This is a genomic window from Methylobacterium sp. 17Sr1-1 (assembly GCF_003173775.1).
In the GTDB taxonomy this organism is placed as follows: domain Bacteria; phylum Pseudomonadota; class Alphaproteobacteria; order Rhizobiales; family Beijerinckiaceae; genus Methylobacterium.
Genome location: NZ_CP029552.1, coordinates 3491466 through 3516834 on the forward strand (window position 1 = coordinate 3491466; position 25369 = coordinate 3516834).

Here is a 25369-nt window from a genome sequence, read left to right on the forward strand (position 1 = left end):
CGCCTCGACGGGCATCTTATGCGTCGCAGGGGCGAAATGCCACATAATAGGACTAAAGTCCTATATTTGTCGGTGAAATAGTCGAGCGTCGGGCCTGGGGATAAAAGGCGTATCAGGCTGCAAGCCCTTCTCGCGGCACGGGCCGGCCCGCCTGCGAGGCGCCGGGATATCCGCGCGGCCCCCCGCGACCTGCACGCGCGGGCCCCTGCCGATCGAAACGATCAGCGGCGACGGAGCCGCGGCGCGGCTCCGCCCGGTCAGGCCGGCTTCTGCGGCGTCAGGACGCGGCCGGTCGGGAAGTCGAAGATCATCCCGCTCTCGGTCGAGGCCGGGCTCGCCAGGCGCACGATGTGGGGGGCCAGGTCCTCGGGCGTGCGCAGGGTCTCCGGATCCTCGCCCGGCATCGCTGCCTTGCGCATCGCGGTGCGCAAGGGACCGGGATTGAGCAGCATCGCGCGTACCGGCGTCGAGGCGGTCTCGGCCGCGTAGGTGCGCACCAGCGCCTCCAGGGCCGCCTTCGACACCGCGTAGGGCCCCCAATAGGCCCGGCACGACGAGGCCGCGCCCGAGGTGACGAACACCGCCCGCCCCGCATCCGAGCGCCGCAGCAGGGGATCGAGGGAGCGGATCAGGCGCCAGTTCGCCGTGACGTTGACGTCCATCACGCTCGACCAGACCTTCGGGTCGACGTGACCGAGCGGCATCAGCTTGCCGAGCACGCCGGCATTGCCGACGAGCACGTCGAGCCGGCCCCAGCGCTCGTGGATCGCCGCACCCAGGCGGTCGATGGCGTCGTAGTCGCACAGGTCGAGGGGGACGAGGGTGGCGGAGCCGCCCGCCGCCCGCACCGCGTCGTCGAGGTCCTCGAGGGCACCCTGTGTGCGGGCGACCGCGATCACGTGGGCGCCGGCCTCGGCGAGCGCCAGGGACGCCGCGCGGCCGATGCCGCGCGAGGCCCCGGTGACGACCGCGATGCGGTCGGCGAGAGGCTTACCAGAGAAAGGCTTGCCGGAGACGGGCGTCTCGGGGAGGGGAGTGTCGGACATCGGATCAATCGGCCTCGGCGAGGATCGCCATCCGGCGCGGCGAGGCGACCGCGAGGTCGGTCAGCGGCGTGGGATAGTCGCCGGTGAAGCAGTGGTCGGTGTATTGCGGGCAGGCGGCGTCGCGGCCCTCCTCGCCCATCGCCCGGTAGAGCCCCGGGATCGACAGGAAGGCGAGCGAGTCGGCGCCGATATACTGGCGCATGCTCTCCAGGTCGTGGGTCGCGGCGAGCAGCTTCTCCTTCTCCGGCGTGTCGATGCCGTAGAAGTCGGGATGGGTGATCGGCGGCGAGGCGATGCGGAAATGCACCTCGCGGGCGCCGGCCTCGCGCATCATCCGGACGATCTTCACCGAGGTGGTGCCGCGCACCAGGCTGTCGTCGACGAGGATGATGCGCTTGCCCTCGACCGCGGCGCGGTTGGCCGAGTGCTTCATCCGCACGCCGAGCTCGCGCACCGACTGGGTCGGCTGGATGAAGGTGCGGCCGACATAGTGGTTGCGGATGATCCCGAGCTCGTAGGGCAGCCCGGTCTGCTGGGCGTAGCCGAGCGCCGCCGGCACGCCGGAATCCGGCACCGGGATGACGATGTCGGCCTCGGCCGGCGATTCCTTCGCCAGCTCGACGCCGATGTTCTTGCGCACGGAGTAGACGTTCTTGCCGTTCACGATCGAATCGGGACGGGCGAAGTAGATGTACTCGAAGATGCAGGGACGGAGCGGCTGCGCCCGGGCGAAGCGGATCGACTCGATGCCGTCTTCCGAGATCACCACCATCTCGCCGTTCTCGACGTCGCGCACGAAGCGGGCGCCGATGATGTCGAGGGCGCAGGTCTCGGAGGCCAGGATGTAGCGGCCGTCGAGCTCGCCCAGCACCAGCGGGCGGATGCCCAAGGGATCGCGGGCGCCGATCAGCTTCTTGTTCGTCATCATCACGAGGGCGTAGGCGCCCTCGATCTGGCGGAGCGCATCCATCACCCTGTCGACGATGCGGACGTGGCGCGAGCGGGCGACGAGGTGGAGGATCGCCTCCGTGTCGGAGGTCGACTGGCAGATCGCGCCGTCGCGCACGAGCTGGCGGCGCAGGAGCAGGCCGTTCGTCAGGTTGCCGTTATGGGCGACCGAGAGGCCGCCGGTCTCGAGCTCGGCGAAGAGCGGCTGCACGTTGCGCAGGATGGTCTCGCCGGTCGTCGAGTAGCGCACGTGGCCGATCGCGGCCTCGCCCTTCAGGCGCTCGATCGTGGCGAGGTCGGAGAACGAATCGCCGACGAGGCCCATGCGGCGCTCGGAGTGGAAGACCCGGCCGTCGAACGACACGATGCCGGCCGCCTCTTGGCCGCGATGCTGCAGGGCGTGGAGGCCGAGCGCCACGATCGCGGCGGCGTCCGGATGGCCGTAGATGCCGAAGACGCCGCACTCCTCGCGCAGGGTGTCGCCGTCGAGATCGAGATCGCCGCCGAACGCCTCGCTCGCCCCGGGGGCACCCCGGAAGGTTTCGCTGCGTGCTGACATGATGAGAAGCCCCTGGTGGCCGGTCACCGCACGGCCTCGCCTCGCCGACCCCGCGCACCGAAACCTCCGCGCGCGGGCCTGATGTCTCCAGCGAAGCAGGGTCCGGGCCGCGCCCGCCGGGGAGCGTTGCGTCCGGAATCTCACCTCGCGCCGGCTATGTAGTCGTTGCGGTCGGCGGAACCAAGGCGTCACGCGTGCGTTGCGCGGCGTACCTCACATGCAAAGGGCGCCGGTCGGGCGCCCTTCTCGTCGTGCGGTTCAGTGCCGGTTCATCAGGGCCGGTTCAGCGGCGCGGGCTGGCGTCGGTCCGGCGCTGGGGCGGGGTGTCGGCCTCCGCCGGGGCGTCGGTGCCGGGATCGGTCTCGGGCTTGGGCTTGCGGAACTGCTTGAGCAGCCCCTCCGGGTTGTCCGGCAGCATCGCCACGAGCTTCTGGCCGCTATTCTCCAGGATCTCGCGGCTGCGGGCCTGCTGGGCCCAGTCCGGCACCTTGCCCTGGACCAGCCAGGCGAGGAAGACCCAGCCGATGACGCAGATCAGGAAGCCGCGGGCCGCCCCGAAGGCGAGGCCGAGGCTGCGGTCGACCGCGCCGATGCGCGAATCGAGGATCAGGTCCGAGATCTTCACGGTGATCACCGAGACAACCAGCAGGGTGACGAGGAAGATCGCGGCGATCGAGACCACCAGCGAGACGGTGTCGCTGGAGACGTGCTGCTTTACGGTCGGCAGCAGCAGCGGGTGCAGGGTCCAGGCGAGGCCGGCCGCCGCGACCCAGGCCACGATCGCCAGCACCTCGCGGGTGAAGCCCCGCACCGCCGCGAGCAACGCGGAGATGACGACGACACCCAGCACGACGAGATCGAGAACGGAGAACGGCATCGGCAGGAACGGTTCGGGGGCTGTAGCGTTGCCTCGGGGTTCGCGGCTGCCCTGACCGCCGGGGTTGTATACGCTGCCGGATCGGATCCGTCACCCTCGCGCTGACAGGCCGTCCCGCTCAGATGTCCTCGTCGTCGTAGGCCGGCATCCGCTGCGGCTGGCGCCGCCCGCCGCGGACCGGCTTGCCGCTGGCCGCCACCCCCGCCACCAGGTCGGCGATGTGGCGAAGGCTCTCCGCTGGAAACCCCGTGCCGGACCCGTCGCGGCCGGCGCCCTCGCGCCCGATCCCTTCGCGACCTTGGGGCATCAGGGCCTTGGCGAAGCCGAGCTTCTGCGCTTCCTTGAGCCGCGCCGGCGCCTGCGCCACCGGGCGGATCGCCCCCGACAGGCCGACCTCGCCGAAATACACCGCGTCCGACGGCAAGGCCGCGCCGGAGAGCGAGGAGACCAGCGCCGCCGCCACCGCGAGATCGGCGGCGGGCTCGCCGATGCGCAGGCCTCCGGCGACGTTGAGGTAGACGTCGTGGCCCCCCAGGCGGATGCCGCCATGGGCCTCCAGCACGGCGAGCACCATCGACAGGCGATTGGGATCCCAGCCGACCACGGCGCGGCGCGGCATGCCGAGCGCCGAGGGCGCCACCAGGGCCTGGATCTCGACGAGGAGCGGCCGCGTGCCCTCCATCCCGGCGAAGACCGCGGTGCCCGGCGCCGCGAGGTCGCGCCCGGCGAGGAACAGGGCCGAGGGATTCGGCACTTCCGCCAGGCCCCCGTCGGTCATCTCGAACACCCCGATCTCGTCGGTCGGGCCGAAGCGGTTCTTCACCGCCCGCAGGATGCGGAAATGGTGGCCCTGGTCGCCCTCGAACGAGGCGACGGCATCCACCATGTGCTCGACGACCCGCGGTCCGGCGATCTGCCCGTCCTTGGTGACGTGGCCGACCAGGATCACGGCGGTTCCGGAGGTCTTGGCGAAGCGGATCAGGCTCTGGGCCGAGCCGCGGACCTGCGTCACCGTGCCGGGGGCCGACTCGACCGTCTCGGTCCACATCGTCTGGATCGAATCGATGATCGCGAGCGCCGGCGGCTTGCCCTGGCTCAGGGTCGCGATGATGTCCTCGACGTTGGTCTCGGCGGCCAGCTCGACGGGCGCGCTCGCGAGTCCCAGCCGCTCGGCCCGCAGGCGCACCTGGCCCACCGCCTCCTCGCCCGAGATGTAGGCGACGCGCTCGCCCCGCTTCGCCAGGGCGGCGGAGGCCTGCATCAGCAGCGTCGACTTGCCGATGCCGGGATCGCCCCCGAGCAGGATCACCGAGCCGCGCACGAAGCCGCCGCCGGTGACCCGGTCGAGCTCGGCGATGCCGGACGAGGTCCGCGGCGCCTCCTTGACCTCGCCGGTGAGGCCTTCCAGCGGGAAGATCCGGCCGCGCGCCCGGCTCGGCCGCGTCGCGACCGGCCCGGAGACGGGGCTTGCCGCACCGGTCTCCTCGACGATCGTGTTCCAGCCGTTGCAGGCCTCGCAGCGCCCGCGCCAGCGGTTGTAGACCGCGCCGCAGGACTGGCAGGCGAAGGTCTGGTGGTTCTTCGCCATCGGCGGCGGATCTCCGAGAGGGGGGGCCGCGCGCCGGCAGCCGCGTGTGTTCCTGATATGTCCCGAGGCGTGCCATGGTGCAACCGTGAGCCCGCGACCATTCGGAAACGAAGCTGCCGCGCTGGCGTCCCAATCCCCCGCGACAGCTTGGGCGCAACTCGCGTGAAGGAAGCGTGCCCGATGTCCCGGTCCAGCCAGGGTTTTCACTACGACCGCGTCCAGCGCGGCTTCCACTGGCTGATGGCGGCCCTGATCGTGGCGGCGCTCGGGCTGGGCATCTACGCCGCCTGGCAGGTGCCCGGCACCTCGCCGCGGCGGGAACTCCTCGACATCCACAAGTCGCTCGGCCTGACGGTGCTGCTGCTCCTGCCGCTCCGCTTCGTCTACCGGCTCGTCGCCGGCGAGCCGGCCTACCGTGCGCCGCCGACCCGCAGCGCGCATCTCGCCGCGAGCCTGGCGCACCTGACCCTCTACGCCCTGATGCTGCTGCTGCCGATCAGCGGCTACGTCTACTCGGCGGCGGGCGGCTACGGCCTACCGTGGTTCGGGGTGTTCTCCTTCCCGCGCGTCGTCCCGGTCGACAAGGCGCTGTCGCAGGCGGGTTACGGCGCGCATTACTGGATCGGCTGGGGTTTGGGCGTCGTGCTCGCCCTGCACCTGCTGGCGGTCGCCTGGCACGCCTGGATCCGCCGCGACGAGGTGATGGGGCGGATGTGGCCGCGGCGGGGGGCCAGGGCTTCCGCTTGATCTGCTCCGATAAAAGTAAAGCTCGGGATTCCTCCTCTCCCCGCGGGCGGGAGAGGGCCGAACCCTCGTTCAGAGGGTTCGGCAAGCCCGTGTAGCGAACCGGAGGTTCGCCGCGAGGGTGAGGGGGTGGTTCCGGAGAAGCCTCATCCGTCGAGACCCCCTCACCCTCGCTCCGGCTTCGCCTGCGCTCGCCGCGTTCCCTGGACGGGAACACGGCCCTCTCCCCGCCCGCGGGGAGAGGAGAGAAACCGAGCTTCTTCTTTCATCGGACAGCTCTATCGCTCACGATGAGAGAGGACCTTGCCCTCAAATTCGTCAGGCACAGGCGGAGAACGCATTCTCCACCAACCCGCCCACCCGCTCCGCCCCGAGCGCCTCGTCGAACAGGATGCGGTAGACGATCGGTGCGACGACCCGGTCGAGCACCGTGTCGATGTGCGGAAACACCTCGCCCCGCGCCGCCGCGCGCTCCGCGATGACTGTGATCTGCTGCCTGACATAGCCGCAGCAGCGCCGCGGCCCGGCCCCGCCCTCGGCGGCGAGCACGTCGCGGATCATCTCGCGGCCGAGGCTGGAGGACATCTCCTCGGCATATTGCTCGGCCCAGGCCAAAAGGTCGCCGCGGCCGCTGCCGGTCTCGACCGGCACCATGTCCGGCCGCAGCCGCTCGACCGCGACGTCGGCCAGCAGCTCGTTCAGCTCGCCCCAGCGCCGGTAGATCGTCGAGGGGGTGACGCCGGCCTCGGCGGCGATCAGCGGGATCGTCACCTCGGCCCGGTCCATCCGGGCGAGGAGATCCCGCGCGGCGCGGTGGACCGAGGCCTGGACCCGCGCGCTGCGCCCGCCCGGACGCGGCCCCGCCTCCCTCTCCGCCATCGCCATCCTTCCTCCAAACGCAAAGAATTTGCTTTTAGCGCTCCACAGCGCTAGATCCTTAACGCAATGAATTTGCTTTAGGGGCACGGCGATGCGCACAGGTCAAGGATCCCGGCGGGTCGACCCGCTCGTCGTCCACGCCGTGACGCTCGGGGCGTTCTTCGCCGCCGCGGCGGCGCCGACGCCGCTCTACCGGATCTACCAGGAGACCCTGGCGCTCTCGCCGGTCTTCGTCACCCTGGTCTTCGCGGTCTACGCGGTGGCCCTGCTCAAGGCGCTCCTCGTCGCCGGCTCGCTCTCCGACCATCTCGGGCGCCGGCCGGTGATCGCCGGGGCGCTGTGGCTCGAGGCCGCGGCGATGGGCCTGTTCCTGCTCGTCGGGAACGGGCCGGGCTGGCTCGTCGTCGCCCGGATCGTGCAGGGGCTCGCCACCGGCATCGCCGCCGCGTCGCTGGGCGCCGCCCTCGTCGACGTGGATCGCGCCCGCGGGCCGATCGTCAACGCGGTGGCGCCGCTCGCCGGCATGGCCGTCGGGGCGCTGGGCACCAGCGCGCTGACCCAGTATGCGCCGCTGCCGCTGCACCTCGTCTACGGGGTCCTGCTCTGCACCTTCGCCGGGCTGGCGCTGGCGGTCCGCCTCATCCCCGAGAGCGCCGCGACGCGGCCGGGGGCGCTCGCCTCGTTGCGGCCCCGCATGGCGGTCCCGCCCCGGATCCGGCGGCCGCTCGCCTTGGTGACGCCGATCAACATCGCCAACTGGACGCTCGGCGGCTTCTACCTGTCGCTGGTGCCCTCGGTGGTCGCGGCGGCCACCGGCAGCCGGGCGCCGCTCACCGGCGGTGCCGTCGTCGCCGCCCTGATGGTGGCGGGCGCCGTCACCGTCCTCCTGCGCCGCACCGCGCCGCCGCGGGAGAACCTGACCTTCGGGGTGCTCACCACGGCTTTCGGCGTCGTCGGGGTCGTCGCCGGCATCCACGCGGCGAGCGTGCCGGTGCTGATCCTCGCCACCCTGGTCACCGGCTGCGGCTTCGGCACCAGCTTCCTCGGCACCCTCGGCACGATCATGCCGCTGGCCGAGCCTGACGAGCGCGCGGGGCTGCTGGCCGCCTTCTACGTCCAGAGCTATCTCGCCTTCAGCCTGCCGGCGGTCGGCGCCGGCTTCCTCGCCCGCGCCCTCGGCTACGCGGCGACCGCCGACCTCTACGCGGCGGCGATCCTGGTGGTCAGCCTGACCGGGCTCGCGACGATGCGGGTACGGGCGGGGCGGGAGCTGGCGGCGGCGTAAGAGCGCTGGATCACAGGATCGTCGTCACATGATGGTTCTGGCGAAGCGCGCGAGCTCGGACGCCGCCGCCCCGAAGCGGCCGCGCAGGCCCGGCGCTCCCTGAGGGACCCGGTCGCCGAACTCGCCCCGGATCGCCCCGAGGATCTCCGCCACCTCGGCCTCCCGCCCGCTCTCGGGCCCGAGCCGCGCCAGCTCGTTCACCGCCCGGGGCGGCGGCGCGGCGACGCGGGTGCTCCAGTCGGTGCCCCAGACCCGGCGGGCGAGGGCGTCGTTGCGCCGGCGGTAGACCTCGTCGACCCGGGCGGTCATCGCCGGGTCGAGGGCCCGGAACGGCTCGGCGTCGAGGCCGTACTCGTGCGCCAGGGCGTCGATGCGGGCGGTGACCGCCCGGGCGGGCGCCTGTGCGCCGCCGGCCCCGCCCGCCCGCAGGCGGCGCGACACCTCGACGCCGACGGGCCCGAGGCTCTCGTTGGTGCGGTAGGCGAGGTCGGCGGGCGTCAGGAGCGGCAGCAGGCGGTCGGCAAGGCCGAGCTCGACGGCGATGCGCTCGATCAGCGGGGCCGGGGAGTGCCGGTCCTGGACCGGCACGAGGTGCACGCGTCCCGCGGCTTCCCGCGCCCAGCCCTTCAGGCCGCGCCAGTAATCGAACCGGCGCGCCCGCAGCTCGGCCTCGAACGACGCCGCGAAGGCCCGGGCCTCGCGCAGGAACTGGATCCGCCAGGTATATTGCGATTGCAGGTAGGCGGCTTGCGGGCGCACCGTCATCAGGATCTCGGGCCGGAAGCCCCGGCGCTCGAACAGGCCGCAGAGGAGCTTCGGCGCCCGGTGCCAGGGCGGCAGCAGGCACAGGCTCTCGTAGGAGAGAAGCGCGACCTCGTCCCGGCTCGCGGCCAGCGCCCGGTCGAGGGCGTCGATCAATTCGCCCCGCTCGCGCCGCGGCCGGCGCCCGTCCAGGGTCTCGCCGAGATGCTGGTGGCTGACATGCGGGTGGGCCGCCGAGGCCGGCGTCAGCGCGGGGTAGAGGATGCCCGCTCCGCGCAAGGAGTCCCGGCGGGTGTGCAGCAGCATCTGCAGCGACGAGGTGCCGGTGCGCGGGGTGCCGATATGGATGATGGCGCGGCGCATGGCGGTCCTCAGCGCCGGTCCCTGGGCGGGCCCGCTTGCGCGGAAGCGGTCGGGAATGCGCGGGGCATCGTCCGGTCAGGGATCATGCGGATCTCCCATGCCTCGTGCCGGCGTCCCGGAGGGCACGGGGTCGCACCCTGCCGGCGCCGGCGGTCACGGCTCAAGCGGAGCCGTTCGATAGGCAGAACTGCAAGCCCGAACAGGGCGATTTTGCGGCATTCCGGCCCGGGCGCCGGGCAAAGCCCCGGTCCCGCGAGGCAAGATCCGACGGCAATAACCGTCGAGACGCGGATCATGCCGTTGAATTTGCCGGGAATTCGTTCTCGCGGACGCGGATCGACGTCGAGTTCGATTTATTTTTGGGTCTCGATGTTGCCGAATGCGTTCCGCTTCGATGCGGAATGTTGTGGCGCGTGACGGAAGGACGGTCGCGCCCGGCTCAGCGCAGGCCGCCGCCGACCACGCCCGCCTCGACGGCGACCGACAGGCGGTCGGTGATCGCCCACTCGACCCCGACATGCGCGTTCGGCAGGACCGCGATGTCGTCGCGCGAGAACGGCCCCGAGACCGGCGTCGCCCCGGCCCGGATCGTGCCGTGCACGGCCGCCGCGCCGCCGCGGGCGTAGAGCAGCACCTCCGGCGTCAGCAGCGCGCCGACCTTCACCTGCACCGAGCCGGCGAAGTCGCGGGTGTAGCTCAGGGCGCCGAAGCCCGGCGTCAGGCCGCCGGAGGTCGCCGCGAGATAGTCGAACCCGCCGGAGATGCCGTAGACGAAACGGCCCTCCTGCCAGAGCCGTCCGCCCTCGAAGCCGAGGGTCGGCCCGGCATAGCTGCCGAACCGCCGCGACGACACCGCCTCGAACCCGGTCGACATCCGGGCGTAGGAGCCGGACCAGCGGCTGTCGATGCCTGGTCCCTGCTCGAGGGCTTTCGGCCACGTGTTCTCGGGCCAAGCGAAGACGGGGAGGAAGCCGAAGCCGACGAGGCCCTGCGCCCGGCCGGGATCCGGCGCGAGGGCGGCGAGGCCGAGGGCGAGGCAGGCCGCGAGGCGGCGGCGAGCGCTGGCTGCGAAGCAGCGGCGGGAGCTGGCTGCGAAGCAGCGGCGGGAGCGGGAAGCGGCGCATCCGGTCATACGGCCACGATAGCCGAGAGCCGGCCGCTCCGCATCGGGGTGCCTGGCGACGGTTTGTAACTGCAAACGTGACGGCAGATTCCCCGGGGCGTACCGGAACGGGGCGATCCGCCGCTCGTGACTCGATCGCGGGACGCAGACCGGATTTTCAGGGAGACGCGGTCGATTTGGTCGCACCCCAGAGACTGGGGTAGAGTATGACATATGTGAATCTCCCAAGGGCACGTTCGGCCCGCCGGAGACGCTGCGCGTGACCCATTCGGACAACCGGGACCGAACCCGGGGATTGGATTCCGGCGGCCCGCCCACGCCGCTTTGCATCGTCGCCGTGCCGGTCCGCAACGAGGTCGACCGGATCGGCCCCTGCCTCCGCGCGCTGGCGGCGCAGGAGGGGATCGCGGCGGACGGCTTCGGGATCGTCCTCTTCCTGAACAACTGCACCGACGGCACGGCGGAGGCCGTCGCGACGCTCGTGCCCGACTTGGACGTGCAGGTGCGGGTGGTCGCGCGCGACTTCGCCGGGGCGCAGGCCGGATGGGCCCGGCGCGAGGCGATGGAAGCCGCCGCGGGCTGGTTGGAGGAAACCGGGTCCGACGGCGCGATCCTGACGACCGATGCCGACAGCCGGGTGCCGCCGGACTGGGTCGCCCGCAACCTCGCGGCCCTGGCGCAGGGCGCCGACGCGGTCGCCGGCACGGTGGCCCTCGACGCGGCCGAGGCCGCGCGCCTGCCGGACGCGCTCCACGCCCGCGGCCGCCGGGAGGGCGCCTACGAGGCGCTGCTCGTCGCCCTCGAATCGCTCATCGACCCGGTCGCGCACGACCCCTGGCCGCGGCACGCGACCCGCTCGGGGGCGAGCCTCGCGGTCCGCCTCCCGGCCTACCGCGCCGCCGGCGGCATGCCGGCCTTGGCCCTCGGCGAGGACCGGGCCTTCGTGGCGGCCCTGCTGCGGGCGGATGCCCGGGTGCGCCACGCCCCCGGCCTCGTCGTCGTCACCTCAGGGCGGCTCGACGGCCGCGCCCCGGGCGGCTGCGCCGACACGATGCGGCAGCGCTGCGCCGTGCCCGAGACCCCGTGCGACCCGCGCCTCGAACCCCTCACCCGCGCCCTGTTCCGCTACGCCTGGCGGCGCCGGCTGCGGTCCCTGCACGGGGCCGGGCGCCTCGCCCGGACCGGAGCCTGGGCGCCCTGGCTGCGCGTGCCGCCCGCCGAGGCGCGGCGGATCGCCGGTCTCCCGACCCTCGGGGCGGTCCTCGCGGCGGTCGAGGCGGCAAGCCCGCTCCTCGCCCCTCGGCCCCTGCGCCCCCGCGCGCTGCCCCGTCACATCCTCGCCGCCCGCCTCCTGCTCGCAGGGCTGCGGCGGGGCGGGCAAGGATGGCGGCGTCTCGTTGCGCCCAAGTCCGGCCGTGCCGAGGCGCTGGCATCCCTGCCCACCCTCGGCCGGGCGTCGGAGGAGGCCGGCAATGCGTGATCCCTGGATCCTCCCCGGTTCGACCCGCGACTGCGTCGCCGCCGCCCGCCGGGTCTCGGCTCTCGCCGCCGCGCGGGCCGACGCGCAGGACCACGACGACGGCTTCCCGGCCGAGGACACGGACGAGCTCGCTCACGAAGGCCTCCTCGCCGCCCCGGTGCCGGTGGAGGAGGGTGGGGCCGGCCTCGGGCAGGAGCCGGGCGCGGCCGACCTCGCCGAGGTGTTGCGCCTCGTCGGCCTCGGCAGCCTGGCGCTCGGCCGGGTCTACGAGGGCCACGTCAACGCGCTCCAGCTCGTCGCCCGCTACGCCGCGCCGGCGGAGCGGCGCGCCCTGTTCGCCGACGCCCGCGCGGGGCACCTGTTCGGGGTGTGGAACACCGAGCCGCCGACGGCTGGCCTTACCCTGGGCGCGGGCGGGCGGCTCTCCGGGGTCAAGACCTTCGCCTCGGGTGCCGGCCGCGTCACCCGCGCCCTGGTGACGGCGCGCCGGCCCGGCGACGGGCGGCCGCTGATGCTCGTCGTCGCCCTCGAGCCCGGAACCCGGGCCGACCTCTCGGCCTGGCGCGCGCAGGGGATGCGCGCCTCGGCGACCGGTACCGTCGACCTCACCGGCCTCGCCCCGGAGGCGGTGCTCGGCGGGCCGGACGATTACCACCGCCAGCCGCACTTCTCCGGCGGCGCCTGGCGCTTCGCGGCGGTGCAGTTAGGGGGCATCGAGGCGGTGTTCGAGGCCTGGCGCGGCCACCTCGCCCGGACCGGGCGGGGCGACGATCCCCACCAGCTCGCCCGCCTCGGCGAGGGGGCGATCGCCCTCGAGGGCGCCCGGCTCTTCGTGTCCCGGGCGGCCGTCCTCGTCTCCGAGGAGGCGCTGGCCGTGGAGCGGGTCGTCGCCTTCGTCGATCTCACCCGGCTCGCGGTCGAGCGGGCGGGGCTGGAGGTGCTGGGCCTCGCCCAGCGCTCGGTCGGCCTCCAGGGTTTCTTGCGCGGCCATCCCCTTGAGCGGCTGTCGCGCGACCTCGCGACCTACCTGCGCCAGCCCGCCCCCGACCGGGCGCTGACCGGGGCCGCCGCCACGATCCTCGCCGCCGACGGGCCGGTCGCCGCGCTCTGGGAGCCACGGTGATGCGGGCCGACGCCTTCCTCGCCGCCGCCGAGGCGCTGCCCGAGGGCTCCCTGCGCGACCTCGTGCCGGCCGGCGGAATCGTGGTGGTGGCGCCCCATCCCGACGACGAGAGCCTCGGCTGCGGCGGGCTCATCGCCGAGGCCTGCCTCCGGCGAATCCCGGTCCGGCTCGTCGTGGTGAGTGACGGAGTCGGCTCGCACCCGAATTCGAGGACCCACCCGCCCGAGCGGCTGCGGGGTCTGCGCGAAGCCGAGACCCTGGCGGCGGCGGGATGCCTGGGCTTAGGCCCCGAGCACGTCGCCTTCCTGCGCCTGCCCGACCGGTTCGTGCCGCGTTCGGGCCCCGAGGCGGAGGCGGCGGCCCAGACGATCGCCGAGGCCGCCCGGGCCTGCGCGGCGGGCGCCCTGTTCGTGACCTGGGAGCACGATCCGCATTGCGACCACGCGGCGAGCGCGGCGCTCGCCCGCCGCGCGCGGGACCTCCTCGGAAACGTTTCCCTCCATGCCTACCCGGTCTGGGGCTGGACGCTGCCGCCGGAGACCGAGATCGACGGGGAGCCCCGGGGCGTCCGCCTCGTGGTCTCCCGGCATCTTCGCGCCAAGGCGGCGGCCATCGCCGCCCACCGCTCGCAGACCACCGACCTGATCGCCGACGATCCCGCCGGCTTCCGCCTGGAGCCGGCGATGCTCGCCCGCTTCGCGCGGGACCACGAGATCTTCCTCAACGTCGCCTGAAGCGCTTCACGATCGCGCCGCCATCGCGAAGCTCTCTCAGTTTCTGACTTAGCCGCATTTTCTGCGACGAACCGGTATCCACTTCGTCGGACAATGCTCTCGTGAGGAGGCCGCGCTGACCCGCCACACGACCTCGCTGCCGCCGGGCTACTTCGACGAGCGCTACGCCGCCGATCCCGACCCGTGGAACTTCGAGACGAGCCCCTACGAGCGCGACAAGTACGACGCCACCCTCGCGGCCCTGCCGCGCCCGCGTTACGCGGCGTGCCTCGAGATCGGCTGCTCGATCGGGGTGCTGACGGCGGCGCTCGCGCCCCGCTGTGACACCCTCACCGGCCTCGACGTGGCCGAGGCCGCCCTGGACCAGGCCCGCGCCCGCTGCCGCGACCTCCCGGCGGTCCGCCTGATGCGGGCCCAGGTGCCGGGCGAGTGGCCGGAGGGCACCTTCGACCTGATCCTGCTCTCGGAGGTGGTCTACTACCTCGATGCCGGCGACGTCGCCCGCCTGGCGGCCCGGGTTCGCGGCAGCCTGCGTCCGGGCGGCGACGTCGTCCTGGTGCACTGGACCGGCGAGACGCATTATCCCCTGACCGGCGACGAGGCCGCCGACCTGTTCATCCGCGAGAGTCGCGAGACCCTCGCGGTCGACCGGCAGGTCCGTGCGCAGGCCTACCGGCTCGACGTGCTGCGCGCGCGCGGCGCCCGGCACGGGGGCATGATACGCCGTCCGCTTGATCCATTCCGATACGAGTGAGGCGCGGGATCCCCTCTCCAGGCGATGCCGGGCTTGCCAGAGATCCTTGCCCGGCTTCGCCTGAAGAGGGGAGACGCGCTCAATCTTGGGTTGAACGGATCAAGCGGAGATCCTAGGGCGCAGTCGGTGCGGCGTCCCGCACTTCCGTGAGGCCATCCCGGTCGCCGGGACTCTTGCTGGGACTCTTGCCGGCTGGGACTCTTGCCGGCCGGGACTCTTGCCGGCCGACGAACGCCCGATCACAGTCCATTAGCCATGCGCGAAGTTTCGGCGGAGCTTGTCGTCTCTTGCCTCGTTGCAATGGAGCGCGGTTCCGGAACCCGCCGAACGGTATCCCGGCGACGCGCGATGCAGCGCCGGATCTTCCGGTCCGCCACCGGGCGAGACGAAGCGTTCATCGTTTCAATATAGTCCTATTCAGTAGCAAGCCGCGCCGAGCCGGCGCCCCTCGCGGAGCCCGACACCCCCATGACAGCCCTCCTGTCGGCCGAGCCGCGCCCCGTGCCGGTCCGCGCCGCCGTGCCGGCTCGCGCCGCCGCGCGCCCGGACGGGCCGGACCCCGCCGCGACCCGCCGTCTCGCCCGCGGCCTCGACGCCGTCCGGCACGGCTTCGTGCTGATCGACCCCGACGGCGGCGTCGCGGTCTGCACCGCGCCGGCCCGCGCACTGCTGGAACGGCTCGGCCTTCACGGCACGCCCAGCTTCCGGCGGCTGCTGCGCCTCGCTCGCGCCGGCTCCGGCCTGTCCGCGCGGGAGATCCTCGGGAGCCTCGGCGGCCGGTCCGTCCTCGACGTGGCGGTGGACGGCCACAGCGTCCAGGTCGAGATGCACGACGTCCCGGGCGAGGGCGTGGCCCTGGTGCTGGAGGATGTCAGCCTGCGCCGGGCGGCGGAGAGCCGGGCCCACGACCTCGCCCGCCTCGACCCCCTCACCGGCCTGCCGAACCGCCTGCAGCTGCGCGAGCACCTCGACGCGGCGCTGGCGCGCCTGGAGCGCAAGGCCGAGGGCTGCGCCGTCCTCCTCGTCGATCTCGACCGCTTCAAGCCGGTCAACGACACGCTCGGCCATCCGGTCGGCGACGCGCTGCTGCGCAAGGTGGCCGACCGGCTGCGCGCGATGGTGCGGGCCGGCGACACCGTCGCGCGGATCGGCGGCGACGAGTTCGTGGTGCTGCAGGCCGGCGTGACCGAGCCCGGCGAGGCCCAGGCGCTGGCGCGCCGCGTCGTCGACCTCGTCGGCCGCACCTACATGATCGAGGGCCAGCTGCTCTCGATCGGGGCGAGCGTCGGCGTCGCCCTGGCGCCGGCCGACGGGCGCGACGCCGACCGGCTTCTGAAGAACGCCGACCTCGCCCTCTACCGCGCCAAGCTCGACGGGCGGGGCACCTTCCGGTTCTTCGAGCCGGCGATGGACGCGCGCATGCAGGCGCGCCGGCGCCTCGAACTCGACATGCGCCAGGCCTTGGCCCGGCGTGAGTTCCAGCTCCACTACCAGCCGCAGCTCAACCTCGCCGACGAGCGGCTCGTCGGCTGCGAGGCGCTGATCCGCTGGCACCACCCGGAGCGCGGGCTGGTCTCGCCCGTCGACTTCATCCCGCTCGCCGAGGAGATCGGCCTGATCGTGCCGATCGGCGAGTGGGTGATCCGCCAGGCCTGCCGCGACGCCGCCGCCTGGCCGCAGCCCCTGACGGTGGCCGTCAACGTCTCGCCGGCGCAGTTCACGAGCGACCGCCTCGTCGAGACCATCGTGTCGGCCCTCGCCAATACCGGCCTGCCGGCGGCGCGGCTCGAGGTCGAGATCACCGAGGGCGTGCTCTTGCAGGACAACGAGAAGACCCTGCACACCCTCCACCGCCTGCGCGCCCTCGGGGTGCGGGTGTCGATGGACGATTTCGGGACCGGCTACTCGTCCCTGAGCTACCTGCGCGCCTTTCCGTTCGACAAGATCAAGATCGACCGCTCCTTCGTCGCCGGCCTATGCACCGGGACGGACCCCGGCACGAAGGCCGACGGCGAGGCGATCATCCGGGCGATCGCCGGGCTCGGCCGCAGCCTCGGCATGACCACGGTGGCGGAGGGCGTCGAGACGCCCGAGCAGCTGCGGCGCATCCGGGCCGAGGGCTGCACCGACGTCCAGGGCTACCTGATCAGCCGGCCGCTCACGGCCGACGCCCTCCTGAGCCTCCTCGCCGCCGCCGTTCCCGGAAGCCCGCCATGCCGGAGCCCGTCATGAGTGACCTCTACCGCCTGGTCTATGCCAGCAAGAACCTGATCCAGGGCCCGGACCACGAGGTCGCGGCGGCCATGCGCCAGATCCTCGACGCCTCGCAACGCAACAACCGCGCGGCCGGCGTCACCGGCGCCCTGATGTTCAACGGCGGCGCCTTCGCGCAGGTGCTGGAGGGGCCGCGGGCCGGCGTCGAGGAGACCTTCGAGCGCATCCAGCGCGACGAGCGCCACGGCGACGTCACGGTGCTGCAATGCGGCCCGGCCGAAGCCCGCGGCTTCCCCGACTGGTCGATGGCCTTCGTCGGCCAGTCCGCCCGCGGCCAGGCCCTGTGGTGCGGGCTCGCCGCCGAGAGCGGCTTCGACCTCGCGCGCCTCGACGGCGACGGGGTGTTCGCGATGCTGCACGGCCTCGTGCTGGAGGAGGAGGGTGTTTCGATCACGGTCGCGCCCGCGCCGGTGCAGGCTCCGACCGGCCCTCGCGCGGTCGCCGCGCAGGCGCCGGCCGCGGCGCCGGTCCCGCCGGCGGCGCCCGCCCGTCCGCCTGAGGCGCCCCTGCCGGAGGCGGGGTCCGCGGCGCTCGCGGTGATCCGGACCGCGCTCGCCCGCGAGCGCGACCGGGCGCACGCCCTCTCGGCCGAGGTCGACGACCTCGCAGTCGCCCTCGCGTCTCACCGCGACGAACTCGCGTCCCTGCGCGCCGAGCGCGACCACTGGGCCGAGCGCGCCCGGGTGCTCGCCGGGATGCTGTGCCGGGAGGTGGAGGAGGTGCGCCACGGGGAGGCAACCCTGGCGCCGCGGCGGGCGGTGGCGTGAGGGCCTGTTCGACGATTCGCGTCGAACGATCCGGCACACCGGCCGACGACCTCTCCGTGTCATCCCGGGTTCCGCTGCCCGGCCCCGGGATGACGCTGAAGTCATGTCAAGACGATCGGGCAAGTCAAACAAGCTTCGATCTGTCGATATCGTTCATCCTACCCACAGTCGCGAGTGGGATTAAGAAAAACCTCTCTCGCAGTCCTGCTCGCGCGAGTCGGATCGGCTCTCAGTTCGAGCGCCGCGACAGCGACACCGCGTAGGCCGGGGAGCGGATCGCGAACATCGGGTCGTCGGCCGGGCCGGCGATGCCCTCGGGCAGGTCGACGACCGGATCGAAGGTGGCGGCGTCGCAGGTCGCGTCGGGGGCGATCTCGGTGATCGCCAGGGTGCCGAGCGTCTTCGTCTTGCGCTGGTCCTCCGGCCAGGTCGCGGTCACGTCGGCGGTCGGGTCGCCCGGCTCGGCCAGGATCGCCACGAGGTCGAACTTCGCCGGGCCGCGGGTCAGCCGCTCCTTCAATTCGTCGGCGTAGAACGCGTCGGGCTTGGCCTTCAGCTCCTCGTCCGAGAGCGTCGCCTTGTCGGCGGCGACGAACTTGAGCTTGGCGGTCGTCTTGTCGCCCTTGGCGTTCGTCAGCGTGTAGGCGTGGACCGCCCAGTAATCGGTGCCCGCGAAGCTCGCCGGCACCGGTCGGGCGTTGAGCCATGCCGCCTGGCGGCCGGTCTCCGGGTTCTGGGCCGCGAAGGCCTTGATCTTCTCGGCATCCGGCTTGCCGTCCGGCCCCGGCACGCGGACCTTCAGGAACTCGAGGAGCTGGCCCGGGGTCTTGGTCGAGAAGACCGGGGCGGAGATGATCACGAAGGTCAGGTCGCCCGCCGGATCCGCCATCCGCATCGCGAAGCCGCGGGTGGTCGCCTTGGTCTTGTCCGAGATCTTCGGGTTGCCGCCGCCCATCGAGAAGCGGGCGGTGACCGGCACGGCCTTGTTGAACTGGGGCGCCTTCGACAGGCTCGCCGCGTCGGAGGCCGGCGTGAAGGTGCCCTTGAGGCAGACGCCCTTGGCGCCGCTCGCGCGCACGCCCTTGTGGTCGCCGCTGACGGCGAATTGCAGGGCGACGATGGCGGCGGGATCGGCCTCCTCCGCGGCGGCAGGCGCGACGAGAGAGGCGAGCGCGGCAGCGCCGGCCAGAAGGGAGAGGGACCGGATCATCAGGGCGTTTCCTCGGATTTACCGAGGGGCACTTTGGATTGCGCGCAACTTTATAGCAAGACTGATTTCCAGTCCGTAGCCGATCGTTTCCCGATCGTGACGGGCGGGATCAGGCCGCGCGCCGGAGCGCCGCGACCGCCGCCGCGAGACGCCGCATCCCCTCGTCCAGCCGCTCCGGCGGGTTGAGGGTGAAGTTGATCCGCATCCCCCGCCGGTCCGCCCCGCCCGCATCGAACACGCTGCTCGGCGCGTAGCAGATCCCGGCCGCGAGGGCGTGCGGCAGCAGCGCGTCGGTGTCGAGGTCCGGGTCCCGGGCGGTCGCCCAGACGAACATCCCGCCGACCGGCACCTCCCAGGTGAACCATTCGGAGAGGTGCGTCGCGAGCGCGGCGCAGAGCGCGTCCCGGCGCGCGCGGTAGAGCGCGACCACGGCCGGCCGGATCGCCTCGACGAGGCCCGTCTCGATCGCCGCCAGCGCGATGCGCTGGGTCACCCCGCTGGTGCACAGGTCCGAGCCCTGCTTGGCGAGCGTCAGCGCCTCGATCATCGCAGGCGCCGCGACGATCCAGCCGATGCGGAGACCCGGCGCGATCTCCTTCGACAGCGTGCCCAGCGAGACGACCGGGCCGGCATAGGGCTCGCCCGGCGCTCCTTGCGCCGACACGTCGATCAGGCGCGGCAGCGGCGCGCCGTCGTACTGGAGGGTGCCGTAGGGATCGTCCTCGACGAGCCAGGTGCCGGTGTCGTGCGCCGCCGCGACGAGGGCCCGGCGCGTCTCCAGGCCGACGAGGCGCCCGGTGGGATTGGAGAAGTTCGGCACCGCGTAGGCGAATTGCGCGCCCGCCAAGCCTTCGTGGGCGTCGAAGCCGGGGGCATCGAGCACGAGGTTGCGGAAGGACGGCGAGCGCGGGCGCCAGGCGTCGAGGGCGCCGAGATAGGTCGGGTGCTGGCCGGCGATCAGCCCGCCCTCGTCCAGGAGCACCTTGCCGACGAGGTCGAGGGCCTGCATCCCCGAGGTGGTCACCAGCACGTTGTCGCGGGTCAGCGGCAGGGCGCGTGAACTGAAGCGCCGGGCGAGGGCGTCCCGCAGGGGCGGCAGCCCCTCGACCGGCCCGTAGCCCAGCACCTCGTCCGGATGCTCGGCGACGGCGCGACGGGCGATCTCGGCCATGCGCTCCGTCGGGTAGATGTCCGGGTCAGGCAGGCCGCCGGCGACGTTGATCAGGTCGGGGATGGCGCCGGCGGCGAGGAAGGTGCGGGTGATCTGGTTCGTGGTGCCCATCCACCGGGCGAAGGCCGGCCGCGGGGCGGGGCGGGGGGAGGAGGGCACCATGGGGTGGGCTCGCGGGGTTCCGGGGGACCGCGCGGGTCTACCACCGGACGCGCGAGAGGTGCGGGCGATCTCAATGCGATTTCTGCTTGTTCGGTGCGCAAAAGAATAGAGCGCGCTCCCCGCTCCCGTATGGGAGAGGGGCTGGGGGGATCGAAGATCCCGCGTGAGGGTGGCGACGGTGCCGAAGGGATTTCGACAGTTCCGCTGCCAGCACGACGCTCTCAGCTTCACACGGAAGCGCCACACCCCCACCCCTACCCCTCTCCCACACGGGAGAGGGGATCCCGCGCTTGAAGAGTATCGGAGTTGGTTAAGATGAAACCGTACCGCCCCCTCACGCCGTCTCGGCGAACAACGCCCCCGGCACCGCCGCCAGCAGGCTGCGGGTGTAGGGATGCTCCGGCGCCCGGAACAGGGCCTCGGTGCGGTTCATCTCGACGACCTCGCCGCGATGCATCACGGCGATCCGGTCGCAGATCGTCGCCGCCACGCGCAAGTCGTGGGTGATGAACAGCATCGCGATGCCGAGACGCTGCTTCAGGTCCTCCAGCAGCGCCAGGACCTGCGCCTGGACCGAGACGTCGAGGGCCGAGACCGCCTCGTCGGCGACGAGCACGTCCGGTTCCATGGCGAGCGCCCGGGCGATGCCGATGCGCTGGCGCTGGCCGCCCGAGAAGGCGTTGGGATAGCGCTCGGCGGCGCTCGGAGGCAGGCCGACGAGGTCGAGGAGCTCGCGCGCCCGCGCCCGCGCCTGGCGGGCCGGGGTGCCGTGGGCGATCGGGCCGCCGGCGATGATCTGCTCGACGGTGCGGCGGGGATTGAGCGAGGCGAAGGGGTCCTGGAAGATCATCTGGATCCGCCGGCGCTCGTCGCGGAGCGCCGTGGGCTTGAGCGCCGTGAAGTCGAGGCTGCCGAGGCGCACCGTGCCGTGATCGGGCTCGATCAGCCGGATCGCCAGCCGCGCCGTGGTCGACTTGCCGGAGCCCGACTCGCCGACGATCCCGAGGGTCTCGCCGCGGCGCAGATCGAAGCTCACCTCCTTGACCGCGGCCACCACCCGGGGCTTGCCGAGGAGGCCGGCGCGGGTGGCGTAGGTCTTGGCGAGGCCCACCACCGAGAGGGCGACCGGCGCCTCGGTGATCGGCTCGCGCGGCGGCGGGGTCAGGCTCGGCACGGCGGCGAGCAGCGCCTTGGTGTAGGCGTGTTGGGGATGGCGCAGGACCGCCTCGGCCGAGCCGGATTCGACCAGCCGGCCGCGCTGGAGCACCGCGACGTGGTCGGCGATGTCGGCGACGACGCCGAAATCGTGGGTGATGAACAGGACCGCCATGTTGCGGCGCTTTTGAATGTCGCGGATCAGCTTCAGGATCTGCGCCTGGGTCGTGACGTCGAGCGCCGTCGTCGGCTCGTCGGCGACCAGCACGGCCGGTTCGAGCGCCAGCGCCATCGCGATCATCGCCCGCTGGCGCTGCCCGCCCGAGAGCTGGTGCGGATAGGCCTTCACGATCTGCTCGGGCTCGGGCAGGCCGACCTCGCGGGCGAGCGAGACCGCGCGCTCGCGCCGCTCCCTGGGGGTGAGGAGGTCGTGGGCCTCGAACATCTCGGCGATCTGGTCGCCGATGCGCATCACCGGGTTGAGCGCCGTCATCGGCTCCTGGAAGATCATCGCGATCCGCCGGCCGCGCAAGCCGCGCCAGGCGCGCTCGTCGAGGCGGAGCAGGTCCCGGCTCTCGAAGCGGATCTCGCCGCCCGCCACGGTGAGCGAGCGCGGCAGGAGGCCGGTGAGCGCGTAGGCGCTCATCGACTTGCCCGATCCGGATTCGCCGACGACGCACAGGATCTTCCCCGGCATCAGGTCGAGGTTCAGGTCCTCGACCGCGTGCGGCCGGTCGGCGCCCTTCGGCAGGGCGAGGGTCAGGTTGCGGATCTGGACGATCGGTTCGCTCATCTCTGGCCCTCATGCGCCCGGTGGGCGGGTTGGTTTCGAGTAGAAAGCCGCTCCCGGCGTGTTTCGTTGGTCCCGGCGGACGTGAAGACCTCCGCGTCATCCCGGGGCCGCGAAGCGGAGCCCGGGATCCAGAACCGCCGATGGTTCAGGATGAGGCGGCAATCGTTCCAGCTTCTTCGGAAACACCTGCGGTTATGGATTCCGGGCTCCGCTACCGCGGCCCCGGAATGACGCGGAGGGTGTCAGTTCCGTTGCGAGGATCGAACAGGGGTTCTCACCCCGCCGCCCGGCGCTCCGCCAGCACCGCCGGCCCGGTCTCGCCGAGGTCCCAGAACAGCCCGGCCATCAGCCCGAGCGCCTCGCGGGTCGGAGGGCCCAGAAGGTGCTCGTTCGGCGCGTGCTGGGCGCAGGCCGGGTAGGAATGCGGCACCCAGAGCGTCGGAAGCTCGAGGATCTCCGAGAAGGCGTCGTTCGGCAGCGAGCCGCCGAGATTGGGCAGCAGCGCCGGACGCTTGCCCGTGCTGGCCTCGATCGAGGCCAGGCCCCAGGTCACCCACGGATCCTCGACCGGCAGGCGGGTGGCGCGAAACACCTCGCCGCGGGTCGCCCGCACCTCGACCATCGGGAAGCCGTTCGCATCGAGGTGGGCACGGACCGCCGGCAGCACGCCCTGCCAGTCGGTGCCGACGACGAAGCGCAGTTGCAGGGTCGCCTTGGCGGAGGGCGGCACCGCGTTCTGCGGCCCGTCCGGATCGCCGCACTTGAAGGCCAGGACCTCGAGGGTGTTCCAGCCGAAGACCCGCTCGGCCGGGCTCAGGCCCGGCTCGCCCCAGCCCTCGTCGATCTCAGGCGCGTTCGGATCGCCCCCGACGGTGATGTCGGACAGAGCCGCCCGCACGCCCACGGGGATCGGCGGCGGGCGCAAGCCGTCGAGGAGGATCTTGCCCTGCCCGTCGACCAGGGTCGCGATGGCGTTCGCCAGCACGGTGCCGGGATTGCGCAGGAGCCCGCCCCAGTTGCCCGAATGGTGGCCGCCCTCGCGAAGATTCACCACCAGCTCGAAGGTGACGCCGCCGCGCGAGCCGAGGAACATCGTCGGCCGCGCGGCCTCCAGCCGCGGCCCGTCGGAGGCGATGAGGAGATCGGCGGCGAGCGCCGCGGATTCCGCGCGGCAGACCTCGTGCAGGCCCGGCGAGCCGGCCTCCTCGCCCATCTCGATCAGGAGCTTGACGTTGAAGCCGAGCGTGCCGCCGCGCGCCTGCATCACCGCCTCGAGGGCGCCGAGGTTGATCAGGTGCTGGCCCTTGTTGTCGGCGGTGCCGCGCCCGTACCAGCGCTCGCCCTCGACCGTGACGGCGAGAGGATGCAGGCCCTCGCGCCACTGCTCGGGGTAGTTCCGCACCGTGTCGCCGTGGCCGTAGGTGAGCACGGTCGGCAGGTCGGCGCCCTCGTGCCGCGTGGCGATCAGGAACGGCCCGCGCTCAGGGATCGGGTTGTCGAGGAGGCGGGTCTGGAAGCCGAGGCGCGACACCAGGGGGGTGATGAAGCGGGTGAGATAGGCGGCGAGCGCCGGCCCCTGGTCCGGGGCCTGGCTCTCGGTCGGCAGGGCCACCGCCTCGCGTAAGCCGGCGAGGAAGCCGCCGTCGTCGAAGTGCCGGTGGGCCAGCCCGATGGCGTCGCGTCGCGACATGGGAGAACTCTCTCTTCTTCTACGCGGACGATAGGGGAGATCAGTGCCGGCCTTCCGGGGCGGTGATGTCGCGCACGCCATCTCCCAGAAGGTTGATGCCCAGCACCAGGATCAGGAGCGCCACGCCCGGGATGGTGATGACCCAGGGCTGGAAGAACATGTACTGCTTGCCCTCGGCGATCATCAGGCCCCAGGACGGCAGCGGCGGCTGCACGCCGAGGCCGAGGAAGGAGAGCGCCGCCTCGAGCAGGATCGCGTGCGCCATCTCGAGGGTCGCGACGACGATCAGGGCGTTGAGGATGTTGGGCAGGATCTCCTGGGCGAGGATCCGCACCGGGGAAAACCCCGCGGCCTTCGCGGCGGAGACGAAATCCTGGGACCGGACCTGCCGGGTCGCGGCGCGGGTGACCACCGCGAAGCGGTCCCAGAGCAGGAAGCCCAGCACCAGCACCACGACCTTGAGCGAGCCGCCGACGAGCGAGGCCATGGCGAGCGCCACCAGCACCACCGGCATCGCGAGGCGCGTGGTGACGATGTAGCTCACCACCGCGTCGACCCGCCCGCCATAGTAGCCCGCGAGCACCCCGAGCGCGGTGCCGATCACCCCCGAGATCAGGGCGGCGGACAGCCCGATCAGCAGCGAGATCTGGCTGCCGTAGATCAGGCGGCTCAAGTAGTCGCGCCCGAGCTTGTCGGTGCCGAGCCAGTGCTCGACGCTGCCCTTGGCGTGCCAGAACGGCGGGATCAGCCGGCGCGACACGTCCTGGGCGTAGGGGTCGTGCGGGGCGACGAGGGGGGCGGCGAGCGCCATCAGCACGACGAACCCGACGATGCCGGCCCCGATCAGGAAGCCGCCATGGGACAGGCCGCGCCGGAGCGCGATGGCGGCCGGCGAGCGGGCCGGGGGCAGGACGATCTCGGCCGGAGATGGGGCGAGAGGTGAGGCGGGCCGGGTCGTCATGAGCGCAGCCTCGGATCCAGGAGGGCGTTGAGGAGGTCGGCGGCCAGGGTCAGGCCGATATAGATCATCGCCAGGACCAGCACGATCGCCTGGACGACGGGGAAGTCGTTGCGGGCGATCGATTCCCAGGCGAGCTGGCCGAGGCCCTGGAGCGAGAACACCGCCTCGATCACGATCGAGCCGCCGAGCATGAAGCCGAACTGCACCGCGGCGAGGGCGATCACCGGGATCACCGCGTTGCGTAAGCCGTGGCGGATCAGGATCTTGCGCGGCGGCAGACCCTTGGCCCGGGCGGTGCGGACGTAGTCCGAGGACAGGACCTCCAGCATGCCGTTGCGGGTGAGCCGCATCACCGCCGGCATGGCGTAGTAGCCGAGCGCGACCGCCGGCAGGATGAAGTGCTTCCAGGTCGCGTTGCCGGAGACCGGCAGCCAGCGCAGGTTGACGGAGAAGATCAGGATCAGGGTGAGGCCGAACCAGAAGCTCGGCATCGCCTGGCCCAGCACCGAGATCGCGAGCGCCGCCCGGTCGAGCCAGGTGTCGCGGTAGAACGCCGCCAGCACGCCGAGCGGGATCGCCACCAGGAGCGCGACCGCGAGCGCGATCACCCCGAGCGTCAGGGTCACCGGCATGCGGGCGGCGACGAGGTCGGTCACCTGCTCGGGGAAGTAGAACGAGCGGCCGAAATCGAAGTGGAGCGCCCGCCAGGCCCAGGCGGCGAACTGGACCACCAGCGGCTGGTCGAGCCCGTGCTGCGCGCGGACCGCCGCGATCTGCTCGCCCGTCGCCTCCGGGCCGGCGATCGCGGTGGCGAGGTCGCCCGAGAGGTGCAGGAGCATGAAGCTCGCCACCGAGACGGTCAGCGCGACGCCGACCGCGACGAGGATGCGCCGCAGCGCGAAGCCCAGCATGGCGTCCCCC

Annotated in this window: 21 protein-coding genes; 8 read left to right on the plus strand and 13 right to left on the minus strand. The window is 72.5% G+C overall.

What is annotated here, in order from left to right; all coding sequences use genetic code 11:
• Positions 1–257: 257 nt before the first annotated feature.
• The 4 genes from DK412_RS15665 to radA form a co-directional block, all read right to left on the minus strand.
• The gene (locus DK412_RS15665) at positions 258–1046 is read right to left on the minus strand and encodes an SDR family NAD(P)-dependent oxidoreductase (protein WP_109972690.1); all 789 of its coding nucleotides are present in this window, start codon (positions 1044–1046) and stop codon (positions 258–260) included.
• A 4-nt stretch (positions 1047–1050) separates the two neighbouring features.
• A complete protein-coding gene (purF, locus tag DK412_RS15670) occupies positions 1051–2553 on the minus strand; it encodes an amidophosphoribosyltransferase (RefSeq protein ID WP_109975294.1) in 1503 nt (500 codons plus the stop codon).
• A gap of 283 nt (positions 2554–2836) precedes the next feature.
• A complete protein-coding gene (locus DK412_RS15675) occupies positions 2837–3430 on the minus strand; it encodes a CvpA family protein (protein WP_093568074.1) in 594 nt (197 codons plus the stop codon).
• A 118-nt stretch (positions 3431–3548) separates the two neighbouring features.
• Positions 3549–5018 carry a DNA repair protein RadA gene (radA, locus tag DK412_RS15680; RefSeq protein WP_109972691.1) on the minus strand — a complete coding sequence of 490 codons (1470 nt, stop codon included), beginning with the start codon at positions 5016–5018 and terminating at the stop codon, positions 3549–3551.
• Between the two features lie 180 nt (positions 5019–5198).
• On the opposite strand from radA, the gene DK412_RS15685 reads away from it, so the two are divergent.
• On the plus strand, positions 5199–5765 hold the full coding sequence (locus tag DK412_RS15685) for a cytochrome b (protein ID WP_109972692.1): 567 nt from the start codon (positions 5199–5201) through the stop codon (positions 5763–5765).
• Between the two features lie 315 nt (positions 5766–6080).
• On the opposite strand, the gene DK412_RS15690 is transcribed toward DK412_RS15685, so the two are convergent.
• Complete coding sequence (locus DK412_RS15690) at positions 6081–6641, minus strand: TetR/AcrR family transcriptional regulator (protein ID WP_109975295.1); 561 nt, start codon at positions 6639–6641, stop codon at positions 6081–6083.
• Between the two features lie 91 nt (positions 6642–6732).
• On the opposite strand from DK412_RS15690, the gene DK412_RS15695 reads away from it, so the two are divergent.
• Positions 6733–7926, plus strand: a complete 1194-nt coding sequence (locus tag DK412_RS15695; protein WP_109972693.1) for an MFS transporter — start codon at positions 6733–6735, stop codon at positions 7924–7926.
• A gap of 24 nt (positions 7927–7950) precedes the next feature.
• On the opposite strand, the gene DK412_RS15700 is transcribed toward DK412_RS15695, so the two are convergent.
• Positions 7951–9051 (minus strand): hypothetical protein, encoded by a 1101-nt coding sequence (locus DK412_RS15700; protein WP_109972694.1) that lies wholly within the window; start codon positions 9049–9051, stop codon positions 7951–7953.
• A gap of 439 nt (positions 9052–9490) precedes the next feature.
• Positions 9491–10183: a hypothetical protein gene (locus DK412_RS15705; protein WP_109972695.1), complete on the minus strand. Its 693-nt coding sequence runs from the start codon at positions 10181–10183 to the stop codon at positions 9491–9493.
• Between the two features lie 250 nt (positions 10184–10433).
• Here DK412_RS15705 and DK412_RS15710 point away from each other — a divergent pair, with 250 nt between their 5' ends.
• From DK412_RS15710 to DK412_RS15735, 6 genes are all read left to right on the plus strand, one after another.
• Positions 10434–11654, plus strand: coding sequence for a glycosyltransferase family A protein (locus DK412_RS15710; RefSeq protein WP_245446964.1), 1221 nt, complete (start codon positions 10434–10436; stop codon positions 11652–11654).
• Positions 11647–12777 (plus strand): acyl-CoA dehydrogenase family protein, encoded by a 1131-nt coding sequence (locus DK412_RS15715; protein WP_109972697.1) that lies wholly within the window; start codon positions 11647–11649, stop codon positions 12775–12777. The genes DK412_RS15710 and DK412_RS15715 overlap by 8 nt, the downstream gene beginning before the upstream one ends.
• On the plus strand, positions 12777–13511 hold the full coding sequence (locus tag DK412_RS15720) for a PIG-L family deacetylase (protein WP_109972698.1): 735 nt from the start codon (positions 12777–12779) through the stop codon (positions 13509–13511). The genes DK412_RS15715 and DK412_RS15720 overlap by 1 nt, the downstream gene beginning before the upstream one ends.
• A gap of 115 nt (positions 13512–13626) precedes the next feature.
• Positions 13627–14265, plus strand: coding sequence for a class I SAM-dependent methyltransferase (locus tag DK412_RS15725; protein ID WP_109972699.1), 639 nt, complete (start codon positions 13627–13629; stop codon positions 14263–14265).
• 468 nt (positions 14266–14733) lie between these two features.
• The gene (locus tag DK412_RS15730) at positions 14734–16497 is read left to right on the plus strand and encodes an EAL domain-containing protein (RefSeq protein ID WP_109972700.1); all 1764 of its coding nucleotides are present in this window, start codon (positions 14734–14736) and stop codon (positions 16495–16497) included.
• Positions 16494–17306 (plus strand): BLUF domain-containing protein, encoded by an 813-nt coding sequence (locus DK412_RS15735; RefSeq protein ID WP_109975296.1) that lies wholly within the window; start codon positions 16494–16496, stop codon positions 17304–17306. The genes DK412_RS15730 and DK412_RS15735 overlap by 4 nt, the downstream gene beginning before the upstream one ends.
• Positions 17307–17535: 229 nt before the next feature.
• Here DK412_RS15735 and DK412_RS15740 read toward each other — a convergent pair whose 3' ends face one another.
• The 6 genes from DK412_RS15740 to DK412_RS15765 form a co-directional block, all read right to left on the minus strand.
• Positions 17536–18516 (minus strand): catalase family peroxidase, encoded by a 981-nt coding sequence (locus DK412_RS15740; RefSeq protein WP_109972701.1) that lies wholly within the window; start codon positions 18514–18516, stop codon positions 17536–17538.
• Between the two features lie 109 nt (positions 18517–18625).
• Positions 18626–19849, minus strand: coding sequence for a PLP-dependent aminotransferase family protein (locus DK412_RS15745; RefSeq protein WP_109972702.1), 1224 nt, complete (start codon positions 19847–19849; stop codon positions 18626–18628).
• Between the two features lie 334 nt (positions 19850–20183).
• Positions 20184–21797, minus strand: a complete 1614-nt coding sequence (locus DK412_RS15750) for an ABC transporter ATP-binding protein (RefSeq protein WP_109972703.1) — start codon at positions 21795–21797, stop codon at positions 20184–20186.
• Positions 21798–22071: 274 nt separating this feature from the next.
• On the minus strand, positions 22072–23487 hold the full coding sequence (locus DK412_RS15755; RefSeq protein ID WP_109972704.1) for a M20 family metallopeptidase: 1416 nt from the start codon (positions 23485–23487) through the stop codon (positions 22072–22074).
• 40 nt (positions 23488–23527) lie between these two features.
• A complete protein-coding gene (locus DK412_RS15760) occupies positions 23528–24448 on the minus strand; it encodes an ABC transporter permease (protein ID WP_109972705.1) in 921 nt (306 codons plus the stop codon).
• A complete protein-coding gene (locus DK412_RS15765; protein ID WP_109972706.1) occupies positions 24445–25359 on the minus strand; it encodes an ABC transporter permease in 915 nt (304 codons plus the stop codon). Before DK412_RS15765 ends, DK412_RS15760 begins: the two co-directional genes overlap by 4 nt.
• Positions 25360–25369: the final 10 nt, after the last annotated feature.

Excerpts from the sequence above, each read along its gene's own strand:
- DK412_RS15735 (WP_109975296.1), top strand. The coding sequence starts at position 16,494 with ATGAGTGACCTCTACCGCCTGGTCTATGCCAGCAAGAACCTGATCCAG.
- DK412_RS15765 (WP_109972706.1), bottom strand. The coding sequence starts at position 25,359 with ATGCTGGGCTTCGCGCTGCGGCGCATCCTCGTCGCGGTCGGCGTCGCG.
- DK412_RS15720 (WP_109972698.1), top strand. The coding sequence starts at position 12,777 with ATGCGGGCCGACGCCTTCCTCGCCGCCGCCGAGGCGCTGCCCGAGGGC.
- DK412_RS15685 (WP_109972692.1), top strand. The coding sequence starts at position 5,199 with ATGTCCCGGTCCAGCCAGGGTTTTCACTACGACCGCGTCCAGCGCGGC.
- DK412_RS15675 (WP_093568074.1), bottom strand. The coding sequence starts at position 3,430 with ATGCCGTTCTCCGTTCTCGATCTCGTCGTGCTGGGTGTCGTCGTCATC.
- DK412_RS15705 (WP_109972695.1), bottom strand. The coding sequence starts at position 10,183 with ATGACCGGATGCGCCGCTTCCCGCTCCCGCCGCTGCTTCGCAGCCAGC.
- DK412_RS15755 (WP_109972704.1), bottom strand. The coding sequence starts at position 23,487 with ATGTCGCGACGCGACGCCATCGGGCTGGCCCACCGGCACTTCGACGAC.
- DK412_RS15730 (WP_109972700.1), top strand. The coding sequence starts at position 14,734 with ATGACAGCCCTCCTGTCGGCCGAGCCGCGCCCCGTGCCGGTCCGCGCC.
- DK412_RS15665 (WP_109972690.1), bottom strand. The coding sequence starts at position 1,046 with ATGTCCGACACTCCCCTCCCCGAGACGCCCGTCTCCGGCAAGCCTTTC.
- DK412_RS15700 (WP_109972694.1), bottom strand. The coding sequence starts at position 9,051 with ATGCGCCGCGCCATCATCCATATCGGCACCCCGCGCACCGGCACCTCG.
- DK412_RS15760 (WP_109972705.1), bottom strand. The coding sequence starts at position 24,448 with ATGACGACCCGGCCCGCCTCACCTCTCGCCCCATCTCCGGCCGAGATC.
- DK412_RS15695 (WP_109972693.1), top strand. The coding sequence starts at position 6,733 with ATGCGCACAGGTCAAGGATCCCGGCGGGTCGACCCGCTCGTCGTCCAC.
- DK412_RS15690 (WP_109975295.1), bottom strand. The coding sequence starts at position 6,641 with ATGGCGGAGAGGGAGGCGGGGCCGCGTCCGGGCGGGCGCAGCGCGCGG.
- DK412_RS15745 (WP_109972702.1), bottom strand. The coding sequence starts at position 19,849 with ATGGTGCCCTCCTCCCCCCGCCCCGCCCCGCGGCCGGCCTTCGCCCGG.
- purF (WP_109975294.1), bottom strand. The coding sequence starts at position 2,553 with ATGTCAGCACGCAGCGAAACCTTCCGGGGTGCCCCCGGGGCGAGCGAG.
- DK412_RS15740 (WP_109972701.1), bottom strand. The coding sequence starts at position 18,516 with ATGATCCGGTCCCTCTCCCTTCTGGCCGGCGCTGCCGCGCTCGCCTCT.
- radA (WP_109972691.1), bottom strand. The coding sequence starts at position 5,018 with ATGGCGAAGAACCACCAGACCTTCGCCTGCCAGTCCTGCGGCGCGGTC.
- DK412_RS15750 (WP_109972703.1), bottom strand. The coding sequence starts at position 21,797 with ATGAGCGAACCGATCGTCCAGATCCGCAACCTGACCCTCGCCCTGCCG.
- DK412_RS15715 (WP_109972697.1), top strand. The coding sequence starts at position 11,647 with ATGCGTGATCCCTGGATCCTCCCCGGTTCGACCCGCGACTGCGTCGCC.